The organism is Ewingella sp. S1.OA.A_B6 (genome assembly GCF_049889095.1).
In the GTDB taxonomy this organism is placed as follows: Bacteria; Pseudomonadota; Gammaproteobacteria; order Enterobacterales; family Enterobacteriaceae; genus Ewingella.
Genome location: NZ_JBLJFK010000002.1, coordinates 38,903 through 56,864 on the forward strand (window position 1 = coordinate 38,903; position 17,962 = coordinate 56,864).

A 17,962-nucleotide genomic window follows, 5' to 3' on the forward strand; every position below is an offset into this window, starting at 1 on the left:
TTCCTAAGGGGTTTTTTAATTGGCATCGTTTTCTCCATCCAGAAACGATGAAAAATCATCATCTTGCAGGGCTGACGGGATGAGAAATCAGCGTGGTCAGCCGTTCAGGTTTACCAATCAAATACCCTTGCATGTAATCAACACCCAGAGCACGAAGTGCCACGCGCTGCTCTTCGGTTTCAACATATTCAGCCACGATTGACAAATGTCTCATTCGGGCAACCTGACAGATTGACTGCACAATGTAAGCATCCAAAGGATCGGTCAACATATTGCGCACAAAGCTGCCATCAATTTTCAGAATATCGGCCTGAATCAGCTTAAGGCGGTCATAGCTGGCGTAGCCGGTGCCAAAATCATCTATAGCAATACGGCAACCGTAATTACGCAAGTCACGCATCGAATAATCGGCATATTTTATATTATGCAGTAAGTGTGACTCCGTGACCTCCAATACAATCTGATACGGTTCTACCTCATATTCAGCCATCAGTGCTTTAAACTCCGAGCTGAATGCTGGACGGCACAAGGTTGAAGGTGAGAAGTTTACCGCAAAGCGCACGCTCGGCATTTTCTCGCGATGCTCATGAATAAACATCAGCGTGTGCTTAAGCACCCACATATCCAGCAGATAGGCCAGACCGAATTCATGGACAACAGGCAGGAATTTATCAGGTGACATCAGCTCACCACTTTCGTCCAACATACGGATCAACACTTCGTGATAGCTATCTCCCCGAATCCCCGCAATGGGCTGAGCCATAAGAATGAACAGATCTTCATCTAACGCACGCTGAACTTTATGCAGCATCTCAACTTTGCTTTTGATCTCGTTCTGAACCTGGCGATGATCGCTTTTATTTGACTCCGGTTTACCGGTAGTCAACGATATTTCAGCAATACCACTCAGCTCACCCAGCAACATATGTAGATGTTCAACCGGAGAGAAGACGGTACAGTAAGCTAAACCGATATTTGGGCGCAGCGGTAAGTCATTCCAAATCAAGCGAAAATTATCGACATAATGCTGAATCCGCTCTAGTTTTTGTTCGCTATCATCACAATTCAAGCGCAATGCCAAATCATAGCCGGGAAGATGGTAAACCCTTTCGCCAGGCAGCATCAAAAGCTTCAAACCCATGGCCAACTGTTGCTTAAATTGGATGCGTAATTGCATACCGTAGTTACGGCTGAGCACATCCATCTCCGAAACACGGACGAAACAGAGTAAAGAGCGCGGATATAGAGAGAGATCACGGGAGAATGCCCGCAGGTTAGGCAAGCCAAAGATAGGGTCCAGCAGAGACGCGGAACGGGTTTTCTGCATCAACCGACGCTGGCGGGAGGAGATAGCCGACATCAGCAGCAAGCTCAGCGTAAATACCAGCATGAGCGTAGAAACAAAGAGTAAATTGTGGATAAACCCTTTTTCACTGATAAAGCCACTGCGATGGGTAAACAACACAGTGATCACTACCGTCCATACTATAACGACAGTGTGATAACCGTAGCGCATCGCGCCAAACAGCATCACCGGCAACATTAGCGCCAAAGTGTAATCACTGAGTATAATCTTCGCGACCGGGCCAGTAATACCTTTCATACAGAGCAGGAAAACCATCGAGGCCAACAACATAAGCCACAGAATAACTTCTGCTGCTTTCAGTCCTGCAGTTCGTTCATTGCGTATGTTAGCCAGAATCACCCGCAGATAACGCGGCTTACGGATAATACGCAGTAGCAGGTACCACACGTGGCTGCTGAGCAAAATGCCTAACATCGTAGCCTGGAAGTTGATCAACGTACGCAGGTTCATAAAGTCACGAGTGACCAGGCCGATGTAATTAGGCAACAAGCCCATATCCGCCACGATCTGCAATAGTGATTCAAATAACACAGACAATATTAACACCAGCCACAGCACGTACGGCCCCGGCATCCGAAGTAAACCGAAGCCCGCTGACCAACGCCTACCCGCATGCCATCGATAACCCGCCCAGGCAACGGTGAGCGAAAATAGCCAAATCAGCGTCATTATTATCGTCATCACGGAGTCAATACGCAGGTAGTAACGGATGAGTAATGTCAAAGCGATACCCGGCATGGCACGCCAGTCAAAGACCATGAGCAGTGCCACACATGCGGCTATCGGCATGTACATCAAATAAGTGCGACCTTGCGGCAGCGAAATAACCGGTGATAAGTAGGAGGCGGCGTTAATCAATACCAACGCACTAAGCACGGGCAGGCCCCAAAATTGACGGCTAAACTCACGCCATGAAAAAAATTTATTCATAAAGTCGATCATGTTTCCCGGATGAAGTTCACGCAATACCTGACAGATTGAGTTGACGAGAGGTCGAGCGAACATCGAGAAAAACAGCCCGCCAGCATAGATTCCCACCGACTAACAGACATGCCCAATAAACAATTTGTTTCGGTAAATGTCGCAGGACTTGGCTCAAATGCGATAAAAAATGTTTTTACATTTCAGAGTAATTAATACCAAATTCTAGTTTGGTCTATATTAAACTATTTGATGCTAGTCAATAAACTGCGCATTGGCTAATTTTCACAAAAACATTCCAAGTCAATTACTCTGTAGGTTAATAGCCTTATTTTTTAATTTCAAAGGGTTATCATTCACCAGATCTTCGTACTATGTGCGGACATAAACAGCACTAAAAAACAGTAGTTTCTTATACAAACATAAGATTTTTCCCGCTAAATCAGACTTTTTCTAGCTGATAAAGTTGATGTAATATATTGTCATGGTTCATAGGTTTGTTTTAATTCATTATTTTTTAATATCAGGAGAGCAGACTTAATAAGCTGAAATCATTATGTCGAGAAAAACTAAAATCAAGATGACAAAAATCGTGCTGACGATCAGTTTTATTATTCTGTTCGGACGTCTGGTTTACTCAGCGCTCGGCGCCTGGTCCCACCACCAAAATCTGAAACAGACTCAGGTTGAGCAATCCACACCGCCTGCTCACTGAAAGATTTCTTAAAAATTCAAAGGATAACGACTCAGCATGTCTGCCACTCAACATCGATACCCTATAAAAAAACTGGCGAAAACACGTAGCCGTATCCTCAGCCTACTGTTGGACAGTGATCAGCTTGCCGACAGTATTCTTGGCGAATCCAAAGAGATAGACGTTGCAACCCATGCGCTATTGATGGATCAGACGGCAGAACTTAGTCAGCTGATTTCCGGCCTGCACGCCGCCGACCTGGCAGATATCCTGGAGGCTCTACCGAACCATGAACGTCTGGCCTTATGGCGGCTGGTTGACCCTGCCGATCGGGGTAAAGCGCTGGTAGAAGTCTCAGAAACGGTATGGGACAGCCTAATTGAGGAAATGAGTGACAAAGATCTGCTGAAAACCATGTCACTGCTTGATGTTGATGATCAGCTTTACCTGGCCGAATACTTGCCTCGCGATCTTATGGGTCGCGTTCTCACGTCACTTGACCCACGCCAGCGGGAAAAAGTGCGCGAAGTCATCAAATTTGGCAAGGATACCGTCGGTCGGATTATGGATTTCAAACTGCTGACCGTACGTCCGGATGTCACTTTAGGCACGGTTCAACGGTACTTGCGCTACCGCAAAGACATTCCAGAAGCCAGTGACAAACTTTTCATCACCGATCGTAAAAATACCCTGCTTGGCGAACTGCCGCTGACCACGATTTTGCTCAATCCGCCACATCGCTTGGTGTCAGAAGTCATGAATGAAGACCAAACCTATTTTGAGGCCGATGATAAGGCTGAAGATGCGGCCAGCGCTTTCGAACGTTATGACCTTATCACCGCACCCGTTATCGATAAAAAAGGCAAGCTGATGGGCCGTCTGACGGTCGAGGAAATTGTCGACTTCGTGAACAGCGATACCGATAGCAATCTGCGTCGCATGGGCGGTCTCAGCCCGGAAGAAGATGTTTTTTCTCCGGTAGGGAAAGCGGTTCGCAATCGTTGGGCCTGGTTGGCCATTAATCTTTGTACTGCCTTTGTTGCCTCAAGGGTTATTGGTCTGTTTGAGCACACAATCTCGCAACTGGTCGCGCTTGCCGCACTGATGCCCATTGTGGCGGGTATTGGGGGGAATACGGGCAATCAAACTATCACCATGATTGTTCGCGCACTGGCATTGCATCAGTTGCAAGTCGGTAACCTAAAATTCTTGATATTCAGGGAGTTAGGAGTCGCAATGATCAACGGCCTGGTATGGGGCGGACTGATGGGTGTGGTTACCTGGCTACTTTATGGTGACTGGGAAATGGGTGCAGTAATGACACTGGCAATGGTTCTTAATCTGCTGGTCGCCGCGATGATGGGCGTCATCATACCTTTAACCATGGTGCGTATGGGGCGTGATCCTGCGATCGGCGCCAGCGTTATGATCACCGCCATTACCGACACCGGTGGTTTTTTCATTTTCCTCGGACTGGCCACCATCTTCCTGCTGTAAGTCATTTATTAGGCTAATCTTTGATTAGCCACTTTCTACATTACCTTTTTTGACGTCATGCCATTCCCCGCCCATCAACGGAGAAAACCTTTTTCTATAACGCAGTTCAGGTAATCGGGGCCATCAATGCAGCGTAATCATCATCATTCGTTATCAATTAATTACTAATGTAGAATTCATTTCATTATCAATCTGTTTCGGGACGAGTCTGAGAAAGGTTTTCACCATGGAAAAAAACATGCTTGGTCTGTTCTCGGCTTCACAGGTTACCTGGAAGGTATTGCTGGCATTGGGCCTCAGTATTGGCTTACTGGCTCTCGTCTCTCTGAAGGTCATCCAGCAAACTTCAAGTCTGGCCGCCATCTGGTTGCCCACCGCTTTGCTAATACCGGTGCTTTTCCATTATTGCTACCGCGACTGGATCCCGTTGCTTTTTGCCGCAGCGCTGGGGCTTGCCGCGGTTCATACTGCAGTAGGCACACCCTTTGCGCACTATTGGCCCTATGTTCTCAACAACCTCATTGAGGCAGGGCTTTGCGCATTGTTGCTCCGCAAACTGCTGCCTGCTCAGGACCCGCTGTCCGGGCTGACAAACTGGATAAAATTCCTGGCGGTTGCTGTCGTATTCTCACCGCTGCTTAGCTCTGTGTTTTCTACGCTGTTTATTTTGCATTCGCACTCTGCGCAGGAACTGCAACATAGTTTCGCCACTTGGTATATCTCAGAAGCCGTGGGAATCTTATCGCTAACGCCGCTTGGCCTAATCTACCAGCGCGGTTATTGGCAGCAGTTAACCCATTCACGACGCCTGTATGAAATGCTGCTGACGCTGACGTTAACCCTGCTGGCCGGTTTCCTCGCACTGAAATGGTTGCCTTATCCCTTTGCTTTTATTACTATTCCACTGCTATGGACCGCGATCCGCCTGCCTCGTGTTGAAGCTTTTTTCATATTTCTTTGCATGACGCTGATGATTACGCTATTGCAAACCACTGGCGTTATATCAGTGATACTGCATTTCACTCCCCTTCCTGAGAGTTTATTGTTTACTCCTCTTATTCTGATCCTGCTGCCCGCCAATGCCATGGCGATGGCGATGCACGCCCTGCGGGTGGAGAAGTCCAACATTACCCAAAGTGAAAGCCGTTTTCGCAATGCGATGGAGTATTCGGCCATCGGCATGGCGCTGGTATCTCCTCAGGGGAAATGGCTGCAGGTGAATAAATCGCTGTGTAACTTACTGGGGTATGAGGCAAGTTATCTCAAGACACTGACCTTTCAGGAGATCACCCACCCGGAAGATCTGAGCATAGACCTGGCCATGTTACAGAAACTATTGGATGGCGATATTCAGAGCTATCAGATAGAGAAGCGGTATCTGTGCCGCAGCGGAGAGATGGTCTGGGCTCTGCTGGCGGTGTCTCTGGTAAGAGATGACAATCAAAATCCGCTCTATTTCATCTCGCAAATCGAAGATATCAGCGATCTGAAAAAGACAGAAATTACCAATAAGCGCCTGTCTGAAGCATTACACGAAGAGAAAGAGTTACTGCATATCACGCTGAGTGCCATCAAAGAAGCGGTGATCTCCACTGATCGCAATATGGACGTGACTTTCATGAATCCGGTGGCAGAGAAAATGACCGGCTGGACGCAACAACATGCCCAGGGCAACCCCGTAAGCAGCATTGTGCATATCAGCGTCGGCGCCGATGGCCCATTGATCGATAATCTGATGCAGTTTGATATCAATAAAAACCTGCACTCTTCTATCGATCAATCACTTACCTTGCATGGTTATCCCAGCGGTCAGTTTGACGTACAACTGGCGGTATCGCCGCTGCGTACCCTAAAGGATGAGCCAATAGGCATCGTGCTGGTGCTACAAGATGTCAGTAAATCCCGCGAACTGATGCGCCAGCTCAGTTACACCGCTTCTCATGACCTGCTCACCAGCTTATCCAACCGCGGCAGTTTCGAAGTGAGCTTAAAAGACGCGCTGCAACTCACCGCTGACGAACATCAGCATCACACTTTAGCCTTTATCGATCTTGACCACTTTAAAGCGGTCAATGATACCGCAGGCCACGCAGCAGGCGACGAGTTATTACGCCAGATAAGCCATCTGATGCAAGAGCAAATCCGTGACAGCGACAAGCTGGCACGGCTGGGCGGAGATGAATTCGCACTGGTTCTCTTCAACTGTCCGCAGGAGCAGGGACTGCAGGTTATCCATAAACTAGTTCGTAAAATCAACGAGTTCCAATTTATGTGGAACAACCAGATTTACCGCATCGGTGCCAGCGCCGGGATCACCCGTATCGTCGACGCCTCGGTGAACGGCAGCGAATACATGGCCCAGGCCGATATCGCCTGTTACACCGCCAAGAATCGCGGGCGTGGCCAGGTATTTAACTATGAAGCACGGCAAAAACGCCTGCTCTCTCCACATACCGAAATATTTCGCCCCGCAGATATCCGCCAGATCATCAATGAGGATAAATTGTCGTTGAATTGTCGCGCAGCTTCGCCACCCAGAACACCGCTGTCGGTCTGTTTCTATCAGCTTTCCATACAGTTTGTTGAACCGCTCAATGGCATTAAACGGGCCGATATCATGCTCGAAGCGGCGCGTTTTTACGATATGATGCCGGATATTGACCGCTGGATGCTGCGAAAAATACTAAAAGAGTACGCCCAAGGGATCAGCAATAAAGGCATTTGCGTCGCCATTCCACTCTCTACTGAAGGGTTGTTACAGGATTCGCTGCGCGAGGAGCTGATCAGTTTGCTCGACAACACCGTAATGCCTCTCTCCTCGGTCAATCTGATGATTAACGATGACGTCCTGCTCAAATACGACCACTTGAGCACCTTCATTGCCGGGCTGAAACAACGCGGCTGTAAAATTGTGCTGCAAAATGTCGGGAAAAATCTCAATGAGTTTAATAGATTGGCAACAGGCTCAGTGGACTATGTGCAAATAGACCCTGACTTCATGAAACAGATCCATTACAACCAGATGGACGAGGTGCTGGTGACTATTTTGCATGGCAATATACACCGCATAACCGCGCAGACCCTGGCTGGGCCTGCCGATCTCAACCAAACGCTGGATAAGCTCACCAGCATTGGTATAGATCTGGTGGAAGGCGATACCATCGCACCGATGACCTCCCTGGACAGCCTGCTCAACACCGGCTATTTCGGCATCCACTGATCGTAGCGGAGGCTTGTTACCCTCACTCTGGTTGGAAGCTGTCGTTAAACCACAAGTGCAGCGTGGCGTAAGTGCGCCACGGTTGCCAGACTTCGGCGTAACGAGCAATATTCGCCTGCGTCATTCCCGGAAAACGTTGTTTAATCAAATAATCACCGCTGAGGAAAACATCCGGCGCTGACCACGCCCGCATGGCGACGTAACTGGCTGTCCAGTTACCAATACCGGGCATCGCCAGCAATGTTTTTACGCCCTGTTGCAGATCAGTTATCGCATCTAACGGCAGCGTTGCCTGTTCAACGGCTTGCGCCACGCCAATCAGGCAGGCTGCGCGTTTCGCCTGGATGCCTATCCCGCGGAGATCATCCACACAAAGCTCAGCAATGCACGCCGCAGTAGGGAATAAATGCGTTAGGCCGTCGAAGGGTGTGGTAATGGGTTGTCCCCATTTTTGGGTCAGTCGTGTCGCTAACGTGGCGGCCATTTTCACGCTCACCAACTGCCCGAGAATCGCACGGACAATCAGTTCAAAACGGTTAATGCAGCCCGGCAGGCGCAGTCCGACAGCATTTTCTGCCAGCTTTCCCAGTCCGGCTGCGATAAGCAGAGGATCAGCGTCCAAATCCAGCAACCGTCGAACTTGCTGCTCGACCTGCGACGTCACCGTCTGCAATGACGGTGATAGCTGCAGTTCAACACAGTTTCTCTCCGCTATTGGCCGCAGCCTTAGCCAACCGGAGAAGGTTTCATCGCCGGACACAACCACCAGCGTACGTTGATAAAACTCACCCTCTTTCTGCTCAATACCGGCCAACGTGCGTGCGCCAAGAAATGCCATCATCCACTGCCAGTCATAGGGTGGTGCGTAACTGAGATATGTTTTTGCAGACACGATAGTTCCCAGAATCAAGTACAGAATAAAAATGAGAGTACAACCCCATCAGCAGTGTAACAGGTGAGATAAAAAGATAAAAAAACCGACGGAATTTCCGTCGGTTTTAGGTCTTGCGGTACCGGATTGAATCACCGGTTCAGGGCGTGACGTTAACCCACACTCAGATACTCACACCAAAATTCTTCGCGAGTGCGGAGAGCCCGCCTTCATAACCTTGTCCTACGGCTTTGAATTTCCACTCGCCGTTGTGGCGGTAAAGCTCGCCGAAGATCATCGCTGTTTCAGTTGCGGCATCTTCAGAAAGATCATAACGGGTCAGCTCAACCTGGTCATCGTTGTTCACCGCACGAATGAAGCCGTTAGTGACCATGCCGAAGTTTTGTTTGCGCTCTTCCGCTTCATAAATGGTCACGGCAAAAACTATTTTCTTGGCCTTCGCATCGACTTTATCGAGATGGATCAGCAGCTGTTCGTCATCGCCGTCACCCTCACCGGTACGGTTGTCACCCTGATGTATAACGCCACCACAGGTACTGGTAATGTTGTTGAAGAAGATGAAGCTGCTGTCAGACAGAACTTTGTCATCTTCGCCGACAATAAATGCCGAGGCATCGAGGTCAAAAGCCGCGCCATCCGTTTTACGGGAATCCCAGCCTAAACCAAACATCACCGATTTCATCGACGGTGCTTCTTTAGTCAGGGACACGTTGCCACCTTTTTTCAAAGATACAGCCATAATTCAACTCCTTAATTACATTTTGTTGAAAGGCACTGCCTTACTTAGCAGTACCGTTAAGCGAAAATTAAACGCCTCTCCGGGCTGTCAACGGCTCAACATTACGATTGAGCCGGTTGGTCTTTAGCCGGGAATATCACGCTGGCAACAATACCAATGGCCAGTACCACCAGCACCACATACAGGCTGGCAGTTGCACTGATACCAAAGCCATGCCCCCACAGATGGTCACTGGCATTTAAGCCCAGCTTGAAGGCAATGAAGAACAGCAGTGCGATAACAGCCTTCTCCAGATGCACCAGATACTTGCGCAGTGCTTCCAGTACGAAATACATGGTGCGCAGGCCAAGAATGGCAAACATCATGGCGGAGTAGACGATCAGCGGTTCGCGGCTGACTGCAATGACGGCGGGTACGCTGTCGAAGGCAAACATGATGTCGGAAAGCTCAACCACGGCCACGCACAGCAGCAACGGTGTGGCATATTTCGCGCCTTTCTTTACATCAAAGCTGAAGCCTTTGTTTTCAGGCTTTTCCATCTCAGCGCTGACTTCTTTGGCACTGAGCATAAAGCGGTTACCCGCCAGCTTTGGCCAAACAGGATAGAAGCGCCGTACCAGACGATTTGCAAAGTGATCGGAATAGTCTTCCGTCTCGCCATCATCATCGCCGGAGCGCAGCATCATCACAGCGGTCAAAGCCACTAGCACGGCGAACAACATTTCTACCCACGGGCCGAGCATCAATAAACCGGACCCGATGGCAACAAAAATGGCGCGGAACACAATGGCGCCGATAATTCCCCAGTACAGCACACGGTGACGGTAGCCATCCGGCACTTTGAACCAGGCAAAAATAGCCATCATCACGAACAAATTATCGACCGAGAGTACTTTCTCCAGCGCATAACCGGTAACAAACAGACTGGCAACTTCAGCGCCGTGACTGACGTACAGGAACGCGGCAAAAGCTAACGCGGTAACAATCCAGAACAACGACCACAGCACCGCACTCTTTAACCCAATGGCTTTATCACCACGGTGCGCTAATAAGTCGATCAACAAGGCAGCGATAGCCAGTACCACAAATACGGCGACAGTTACCGGCGGAAAACCAATCAGGGTAGATTCCATCATTACTCTCAATCAAAACGAACAATCAGAAAAATTCTTCAGGCTTCAGGCCCAACTCATTACACACTTCCAGCAGCGCCCGCTTTTCATCTTCATCGAAATTAGCGTCACTCTTGGCAATCATCACACCTAGCCGAACGGCAGCGCGTGCTTCTTCGGGTTTTTTACGTAATTTACCGACGGTCTTCAGGCACTCAGAGCGCCCAATATCCAGATCGAAATCGAACTTGGCAGAGAGCTTCTGGAACTCACTTATCACCTCTTCGGTACTGAACACTTTCAGGGTGTCGCTGATTTCAAAATATTTAATCAGCTTTTGTTTTTCCTGCGCGCTGACCACGCCATCGGCGAAGGCAATGTAGGTGCCCACAGCCACACATCCCTGCATGAAGTCTTTACCTTTATAACGGCTGACTTCAGACAACAGCGTTTCACGCCCCTGATTAAATTTGTTTTTAGCCCAATCCAACATGTTGTTTTCCTCTGTGAAATTTATTTGCTGCCTGCACGCCAGTTGAAACCCCAACCATAGGCTTTATCCATAGGTTCGTGGCCACCAAAATAGACATTCAGGCGTTCGACTTTTAAGGTGTTATTGATGTTCTCAAGACGGGCAATGGCGCACATTGACTGGCTGCCGCCGTCCGCATTCAGGCGGGTTTCAATCGGTGGCTGCTCCGGTAATTGCAGCGTCACTACACCGTCGGTTTTCGCCCAGTTCGGAACACCTTTATAAATGAAGGCGAAGATCACGACTTCTGCGATATCGTCCCACTTTGCACCGTTAATATTGAGCCACTCGCCTTCCGAGGCTGAGCCCGTGCGGTCGTCTGCTTCAAGATGCACATAAGGTACATTCTGGTAATCGCCAAAACGATTTCCCAACGCTTGCACTAAATCCTGATGGCCGTCCTTGAAGCGCACGTAGGCTCCCAAATCCAGATCGATGGCATTAAGCTTGCTGAAAAACCCGCCGCCGGACGCCCGATTCCAGTTCAGATTGACCCGAATACGCCCAAAGCCCTGGCTTTTGCTGAGATTAACCGGCTTGGTTAAATTAACGCTCGGCTGCTCTTTAGTAAGCGTGACTTTGCTAAGATTGATCGGTTTCACCGCCGCTGCAGGAGATGGAACCGACACAGGTTTTGGCACCTCTTCAACGGGTGTATCGATGATCACACCAAAGTGCTCGGCCAGCGGCTGTAACCCTCCGTTGAACCCCTGGGCGACAAAGCGGAATTTCCACTCACTGTTACGCCGATAGAGTTCACCGAGGATCAATGCAGCCTCATTGCGACCGGCTAAATCTACCGGGCAGGCCAGATGAGGCTTGCCATTCACTTCCACGCTGATACCTAAAGTACGCAACGTCTGAATGGTATGCCCTGCCTCAGGCGTAATGGTAAAAGCGACGCGTTGTACACTGGCAGGCAGCGCGCTGAGATTGACTGAAAATGAACTGTTATCCCCTTCCGTCAGTAACAGGACGGAGCGGTCGTTGCTCTGCTTCTGGCCGTAGAAAATAAAATCGTCATCAGATTGAGTTTTACCGTTGGCATCTAACCGAAAGGCTGACACATCACCCGCAATGGCACTTTTAACCCGAATGATCAGCGTAGCTTCAGGGACAGACCCGTTGCCACCAGCAATAAGTTGAGTCGCCATGCTTACCCCACCAGCTCACGAATAACCAGCGGCAACATGCTTTCCACCGTTCGTCCGCTGGAAGTCTGGCCGTGAGCCTTGAAGGTCCAGTCATTGCCCTTACGGGACAGTGATGCGATAAACAACGCCGAGTGCGCCCCCTTCTCCGACAGATTGAAATTCGCCAACTCTTTGCTGCGCTGGTCAAGAATACGCACGCTGGCATTCTCAACTTTGGTGAAATTCTGACCGGTAAAACTGTTCACTGTGAAAGCCAGATGTTCGACGTCGGAAGGTACGCGGCTCAAATCGATGAGGATCACTTCATCGTCGCCATCTCCGGCACCAGTACGGTTATCGCCACTGTGTTTGACTGAACCACAGCTGGATTGCAACTTGCGAAACCAGATGGTGTCGACCGCTTCGCCGTCGCTGTCGAGCATCACGCAGGAGGCATCCAGATCAACCTCACCCCCGCCGCCACCGAACATACCAAATAGCCCTTTGCTTTTCGCCGCATCCCATCCCAGACCGATATGCACAGCCGTCACGCTAGCGCCGGATTCTTTAGCCAGGGATACCGATTGATTTTTACTGAGTGAAATAGCCACAAAAGCTCCTTTTTGGAAAAATGGTATTAGAAATCGATTAGTTCAAATAATTACCAGCGTCATATTCGACACCATTTGATAACCACAAAAGAAATAATGACAAAATTAGGGTTATTTTTTAAATTTCCCGAAAAATATAAAGGCGATCGATACATAAATAAGAATGCACACAAAATACGCACAATGACGAGATAGATTCTCTGATGTTACGAGCGACAGTATTACGCGATTTTATTCACTTTGTTTAGGAAAGGTTTATTGTTTTACACAGAAACACACTTTGATAGAAAAATTGACAATAACCATAACTATTATCCTGCTTATTATTTTTCAAGCTATGCAATACATGATATTTGCTTGAACTTTCACTTTATCGATCAGTAAGCGTGAAAAAAATCAATCGTAAGCTCATGTTTTAAATTGAACAATAGACATTTCATGATCATTTTCTTTTTTGTCGATCTGGATTCCAATGTACAGAAAAAATACCCCTCCAGCGTCGTACTGACGTAATATTTAATTCAGGACGGCATATTGCAAAGAAACGTAAATAATATTGCTTAAAGCATTTTATTTCCTGCCAACTATGAAAAATTCATGAAAAAATACGCTGTTATTTTATAAGAAATATTGCCCCCGTCATTCCCTGAATATTTTTTTTCATTCATTGAATTCTGGCGCAATAAATTAAACTGGCTGACAGCTTAGTTTTAACGTTATTTATGGTGGTTTTGGTATTGATAAACTCCAATAGATACAACCTGTTTAACATTCGCATACAGCTTATTTTTGCCTTTAGTTCTCCGCTTAGTGTACATGCGAGAGATCGCCAATTACTTAGCGAGATAATCCCGCGATGCGGCAAGAATTCGGCGTTCAGTATTGAGCAGATAAACATGCTTTCCGAAGGCGTAGAGCTTCAGCTAACTATGTCACCGGAGATGGAAATTCCCATGCTGGTCAATACCCTGAAGACCCACAGCGCTAAACAGCTCGGGGAACTGTCGGGGGTGAAAAAGAATGGGCTGTGGTTACGCGGCTATGTAGCACATTCCCTGGGAAATCTGCCAGAGGCTCAACACAATCTGTCAGCGCTGATTGCTAAAAACCGGCGGGAGAAATAATCCAATGATCTGGCTTATGGAAGGTCTTTCATCACAACGCGGCATTCTCCAGGCTTTACGCTGCGCCATTACCACAGAAAAATGGTGTAACCGTGAGGGAACGCCTCTGCAACTGATGGCATCACACCGAAATTTTCGGCCGGAAATTACCGGCATGGCCGACGTTGCGCTAAGCGAACCGGTGGATAAAACCCAGAAGCTGGCGTTTATTTTCGACACTATTGCGCGCTATTCGGTCACGTTGATTCATACCGGTCGCGCGGACACCTGGTTTGAAGAGCATCGCCCGCAAATAGAAGCCAAAGGCGTGGTGCTTATTACCGGTACGCTGAGCGTTGAAAGCCTGCAACTCGCCGATGACAAATACCGTTTTAGCCTGCAACTGGCGCAAAACGGTATCGCTCACACTCCAGCCTGTCTGGTGGATTCTCTTTCCGCGCTGAAAGCGGCACTAAAAAGCATTAAATCTGATTTCAGCGAGCTGTGTATAAAACCTAATCAGGGCATTTATGGCTGCGGTTACTGGCGTCTTGATGATCATGCTTCAGCAGATTTGGTGCTGCGAAAACCAGAAAGCCGGCGGATAAATACACAAACTTATCTGGATATGGTAGAGAAAAGCGGCGATCTGTCGCAACCCATGTTAGTGATGCCTTACCTGCCGGGCCCGGAATGCAGTATCGATATAGTAACCGAACAGGGACGTACGCTGGCTGTGCTCGGCAGACGTAAAAACGATGCATTACAGCAGTTTTTTACCGAAGGTGAAGAGATAGAACTGGCCCGTCGGGTAGCCACACTTTTGCATGCTGACGGTCTCATTAACGTTCAAACCCGGGCTGATAATCAGGGAAAGCCGCTGGTGCTGGAATGTAATCTGCGTCCGAGCGGCGGTGTGCCTTATGGTCTTGAAAGTGGCATTAACTTACCTGCCATCATGGTGGCTTCGCGTATGGATTTACCGCTGTCCGAGCAGAAACTCCAGCGCTGTAACGTGCGCATTCTCGACCATGCCGTCCACATTCCTGCCCGCGAGTTAAGTCATGAAAAATAAATCCGTCGTTGACGACGCCTGTCTGGATAAAAAACTGAGAGATGAACACTACCAGGCGTCGCTGAGCGCAGGTGTAATGTCATTACAGCTTCGCAGCCAGTCGGGCTGGAGCGCAAATACTTTGTTCGATATGGCCCAGCGCCGCAATCCGCGCCGCGCGTTCTTATTCGTCAGTAAAATTTTAGGCCGTCATATTCCATGCTCCCCGGGGATCATCCGCCAGGCATTTACCGACCTTGCAGACAATATTCCAGACGGGCTGCCCGGTCCGACGCTGGTTACCGGCATGGCAGAAACCGCAGTCGGGCTGGCGGCTGGCGTGCACTCAGCTCTCTCGCAGCGCTATACCGATTGTATTCTGCTGACTACCACCCGCCACCCACTCGGAAGTGATTTGCTCTGTCGTTTCGAGGAGGAACACAGTCATGCCACCGCGCATTTAGTTCATCTACCAACAGACCCTGCACTACAGGAAAAGCTGTTACAGGCCCGCACGCTGGTCATGGTGGATGATGAAGCGACGACCGGGAAAACCTTTCTCAACTTATTCAACGCGTTGAAAGAGGCCGGAATGTGCAAGTTGGAACACATCGTCACCGCGACGCTCACCGATTGGTCGGAAAACGCACTGGCAAGGCAAATCGACCTGCCAGTCACCGCCGTATCGCTGGCCAGTGGCCGCTGGCAGTGGGAGCCGGCAGCGCATCCGCCGCCAATTAACGCACCGGAAGTTAACGTCACGGCCCGTGGATCACAACCGCTGAATGCCATTGCGCATCTGTGGGGGCGAACCGGTGTCGAATTCCATACCCGGCTACTCACCGCCACGGCCCCGCAGAAAGGCCAGCGCATTCTGGTGCTGGGCTCCGGCGAATATGTCTGGCAGCCCTATTTATTGGCCCAATGGCTGGAGGACCAGGGAGCGGAGGTCTGTTTCAGTTCGACCACTCGCTCACCGGTCGCCATCGGCAACGCCATTCGCTGTGCCATGAGCTTTACCGATAACTACGGCCTGGGTGTACCGATGTATGTCTATAACGTCGATCCTGCACAGTGGGATCGGGTGATTCTATGTTCAGAGACGCCGGCCGCTGCGTGGGATCCGACTTTTCTGGCGCAATTTAAAAATCTGGAAATCAACGAGGCTAGCCATGACTGCTAACATCGCCGCGCGGCCGCTGATCTTCACCGACCTTGATGACACCTTGTTTCAGACAGGACGAAAAATCACCGATTCCCGTGAGCGCCAGCTAAGCCTGCCGGGCGCGCTCGACAGAAGCCTGACGCCCCGCAGTTTCATGACGCCGCGTCAGCATAATTTAGTCCAGTGGCTATTGACCTGTGCGGAAACCATTCCGGTGACAGCACGGGGCACTGAGGAAATTGCGCGTGTTTGCATTCCCTTTGATTCATGGGCAATAACGACTCACGGCGCAGTGATCCTCACACCTGAAGGTCAAGCGGACCCGCAGTGGCAACAGTTGATTACGGAACAAATGCGCAGTTTTCGGCCAAGGCTGCTTGCGCTGGAGCAGCACCTTAGCCAAATGCTCTCGGATCCGCAGGCCGTCTCGCCACACTTGCCTGTTGAAGCAGGATGGTGCCGGATGAACGAAGAGTACGGTATGCCGGTCTATCTGGTAATGAAGGTTAACGATAGTCAGCACCTTATCGCGCTGAATCACTATGCCAACTGGGTGGAGCAGACCTTCGATCTCGACGGTTTTTATGTGCACCGTAATGGCAATAATGTCGCCTGGCTGCCGAAGTGCATTGAGAAAGTACATGCGGTGAAATTCCTGCTGGCAAGGCTGCGTGCAGAGAACCCCGATCGCCCGGCATTGGGTTTTGGCGATAGCCTTTCAGATTTTAGTTTTATGCAGCAGTGCGACTTTCTGGCGATACCACAGCGCAGCCAACTGCTGGATGCACTGGAAAGTGCGCAGCCCGCCGCCCCATCAGAGGAGAGCAACATGCTGTCACCTGAAATAGCGCCACAGACATTGCTTTCTGGCTCCTATCCGCCCGGCGATATCCACTTTTTGCTCGCCCCGGCGCAGATTGCGTTCACCTCCGTGGCGGAGAAAGAGCGGCTGATTCAGAGCGGTGAAAAGCACTATTCGGAAATGCTGTCGCAAGAGCCATCCCCCTCTGACAAACATTTGTCGCTCTACCAGCATGCCATGACCGATTTTGGCGCACGCCTGGCCCAAGAGGTCACGGCGCTGGCGAAAGGCCTGGCGGCACAGGTGACCGCCAGACCGATTGTGTTGACCTCGCTGGTTCGTGCCGGTGTACCGCTGGGCGTTTGCCTGCTGCACGCCCTGCGCGATATGCAGATAGACACCGTGCATTACGGCATCAGTATTATCCGCGACCGCGGGCTGGACGAGGCTGCGTTGGCGCACATTATCCGGCAGCACGGCAGCGCAGGCGTCGTGTTCATCGATGGCTGGACGGGAAAAGGCGCTATTTCACGCCAGCTCACCACGTCACTGGCCAACCGGCCTGAATTCGGCTCACCGCCCAGGCTGGCCGTGCTGGCTGATCCCGGAGGATGTGCGTGGTTGTCGGCTAGCGGGGAAGACTGGTTGATGCCTTTCGGCATTCTCGGCGCACCGATTTCCGGGCTGGTCAGCCGCTCGCTTTGGCGCGAAAACGGGTTTCATGCCTCGATGTTCTGCCAACATCTGCAACCTTTCGATCTCAGTGCAGGTTTTGTCGCAGCGGTCGACGCCCTGCGTCATCAGCAAACCGGGAATATTCCCGCGGCCCATCCGCGTAAAGAAGAAAAAAAACGTCTGCAACGGTTGAGTGAGCAGGTGATAAACCGGCTTGCCGAACGCTTTAAGGTTGGCTCGATAAACCACATTAAACCCGGTATTGCCGAAGCGACCCGCGCCGTGATGCGCCGCGTACCAGATCACGTTCTGGTCGCCAGCAAGCAAGATGCCGACGTCGCACTGCTGGTCCATCTGGCAGAAAGTTTGGGGATTCAGGTAGAAGAAGTCGGATCTGACATCGGGGTATACCGCGCCGTCACCCTGATTAAGCCTATTCCATGAGT

At 50.0% G+C, this 17,962-nt stretch carries 14 protein-coding genes and 1 pseudogene; 8 read left to right on the plus strand and 7 right to left on the minus strand.

The window, feature by feature from the left end:
- Window positions 1–58: 58 nt before the first annotated feature.
- Complete coding sequence (locus ACMV8I_RS08460; RefSeq protein ID WP_498864795.1) at window positions 59–2,296, minus strand: EAL domain-containing protein; 2,238 nt, start codon at window positions 2,294–2,296, stop codon at window positions 59–61.
- Between the two features lie 547 nt (window positions 2,297–2,843).
- Here ACMV8I_RS08460 and ACMV8I_RS08465 point away from each other — a divergent pair.
- From ACMV8I_RS08465 to ACMV8I_RS08475, 3 genes are all read left to right on the plus strand, one after another.
- Window positions 2,844–3,002 carry a YfgG family protein gene (locus ACMV8I_RS08465; RefSeq protein ID WP_498864796.1) on the plus strand — a complete coding sequence of 53 codons (159 nt, stop codon included), beginning with the start codon at window positions 2,844–2,846 and terminating at the stop codon, window positions 3,000–3,002.
- Window positions 3,003–3,038: 36 nt separating this feature from the next.
- A complete protein-coding gene (gene mgtE / locus ACMV8I_RS08470; RefSeq protein WP_498864797.1) occupies window positions 3,039–4,478 on the plus strand; it encodes a magnesium transporter in 1,440 nt (479 codons plus the stop codon).
- A gap of 226 nt (window positions 4,479–4,704) precedes the next feature.
- Window positions 4,705–7,698, plus strand: coding sequence for a diguanylate cyclase domain-containing protein (locus ACMV8I_RS08475; RefSeq protein WP_498864798.1), 2,994 nt, complete (start codon window positions 4,705–4,707; stop codon window positions 7,696–7,698).
- Between the two features lie 22 nt (window positions 7,699–7,720).
- Here ACMV8I_RS08475 and alkA read toward each other — a convergent pair whose 3' ends face one another.
- The 6 genes from alkA to ACMV8I_RS08505 all read right to left on the minus strand — a co-directional run bounded on the left by alkA (window position 7,721) and on the right by ACMV8I_RS08505 (window position 12,717).
- Window positions 7,721–8,590, minus strand: a complete 870-nt coding sequence (alkA, locus tag ACMV8I_RS08480) for a DNA-3-methyladenine glycosylase 2 (protein WP_498864799.1) — start codon at window positions 8,588–8,590, stop codon at window positions 7,721–7,723.
- Window positions 8,591–8,753: 163 nt separating this feature from the next.
- Window positions 8,754–9,329 (minus strand): TerD family protein, encoded by a 576-nt coding sequence (locus tag ACMV8I_RS08485; protein ID WP_498864800.1) that lies wholly within the window; start codon window positions 9,327–9,329, stop codon window positions 8,754–8,756.
- Between the two features lie 101 nt (window positions 9,330–9,430).
- Window positions 9,431–10,462, minus strand: a complete 1,032-nt coding sequence (locus ACMV8I_RS08490) for a TerC/Alx family metal homeostasis membrane protein (RefSeq protein ID WP_498865019.1) — start codon at window positions 10,460–10,462, stop codon at window positions 9,431–9,433.
- Between the two features lie 25 nt (window positions 10,463–10,487).
- A complete protein-coding gene (locus tag ACMV8I_RS08495; RefSeq protein WP_498864801.1) occupies window positions 10,488–10,934 on the minus strand; it encodes a tellurite resistance TerB family protein in 447 nt (148 codons plus the stop codon).
- Between the two features lie 20 nt (window positions 10,935–10,954).
- Window positions 10,955–12,127 carry a TerD family protein gene (locus ACMV8I_RS08500; RefSeq protein ID WP_498864802.1) on the minus strand — a complete coding sequence of 391 codons (1,173 nt, stop codon included), beginning with the start codon at window positions 12,125–12,127 and terminating at the stop codon, window positions 10,955–10,957.
- A gap of 2 nt (window positions 12,128–12,129) precedes the next feature.
- The gene (locus ACMV8I_RS08505; RefSeq protein ID WP_498864803.1) at window positions 12,130–12,717 is read right to left on the minus strand and encodes a TerD family protein; all 588 of its coding nucleotides are present in this window, start codon (window positions 12,715–12,717) and stop codon (window positions 12,130–12,132) included.
- A gap of 722 nt (window positions 12,718–13,439) precedes the next feature.
- Between ACMV8I_RS08505 and ACMV8I_RS08510 the strand changes: the two genes are divergently transcribed.
- From ACMV8I_RS08510 to ACMV8I_RS08530, 5 genes and pseudogenes are all read left to right on the plus strand, one after another.
- Window positions 13,440–13,841 carry a transposase gene (locus ACMV8I_RS08510; RefSeq protein ID WP_498864804.1) on the plus strand — a complete coding sequence of 134 codons (402 nt, stop codon included), beginning with the start codon at window positions 13,440–13,442 and terminating at the stop codon, window positions 13,839–13,841.
- A gap of 4 nt (window positions 13,842–13,845) precedes the next feature.
- On the plus strand, window positions 13,846–14,895 hold the full coding sequence (locus ACMV8I_RS08515) for an ATP-grasp domain-containing protein (protein WP_498864805.1): 1,050 nt from the start codon (window positions 13,846–13,848) through the stop codon (window positions 14,893–14,895).
- Entirely contained in the window at window positions 14,885–16,057 is a 1,173-nt protein-coding gene (locus ACMV8I_RS08520; protein ID WP_498864806.1) for a phosphoribosyltransferase domain-containing protein, read from the plus strand. Before ACMV8I_RS08515 ends, ACMV8I_RS08520 begins: the two co-directional genes overlap by 11 nt.
- Window positions 16,047–16,835: pseudogene (locus ACMV8I_RS08525) on the plus strand (HAD family hydrolase); the annotation flags it as partial. The gene ACMV8I_RS08520 and the pseudogene ACMV8I_RS08525, both read left to right, overlap by 11 nt.
- 33 nt (window positions 16,836–16,868) lie before the next feature.
- On the plus strand, window positions 16,869–17,960 hold the full coding sequence (locus ACMV8I_RS08530) for a cysteine protease StiP family protein (protein ID WP_498865020.1): 1,092 nt from the start codon (window positions 16,869–16,871) through the stop codon (window positions 17,958–17,960).
- The last annotated feature ends 2 nt before the right edge of the window (window positions 17,961–17,962 follow it).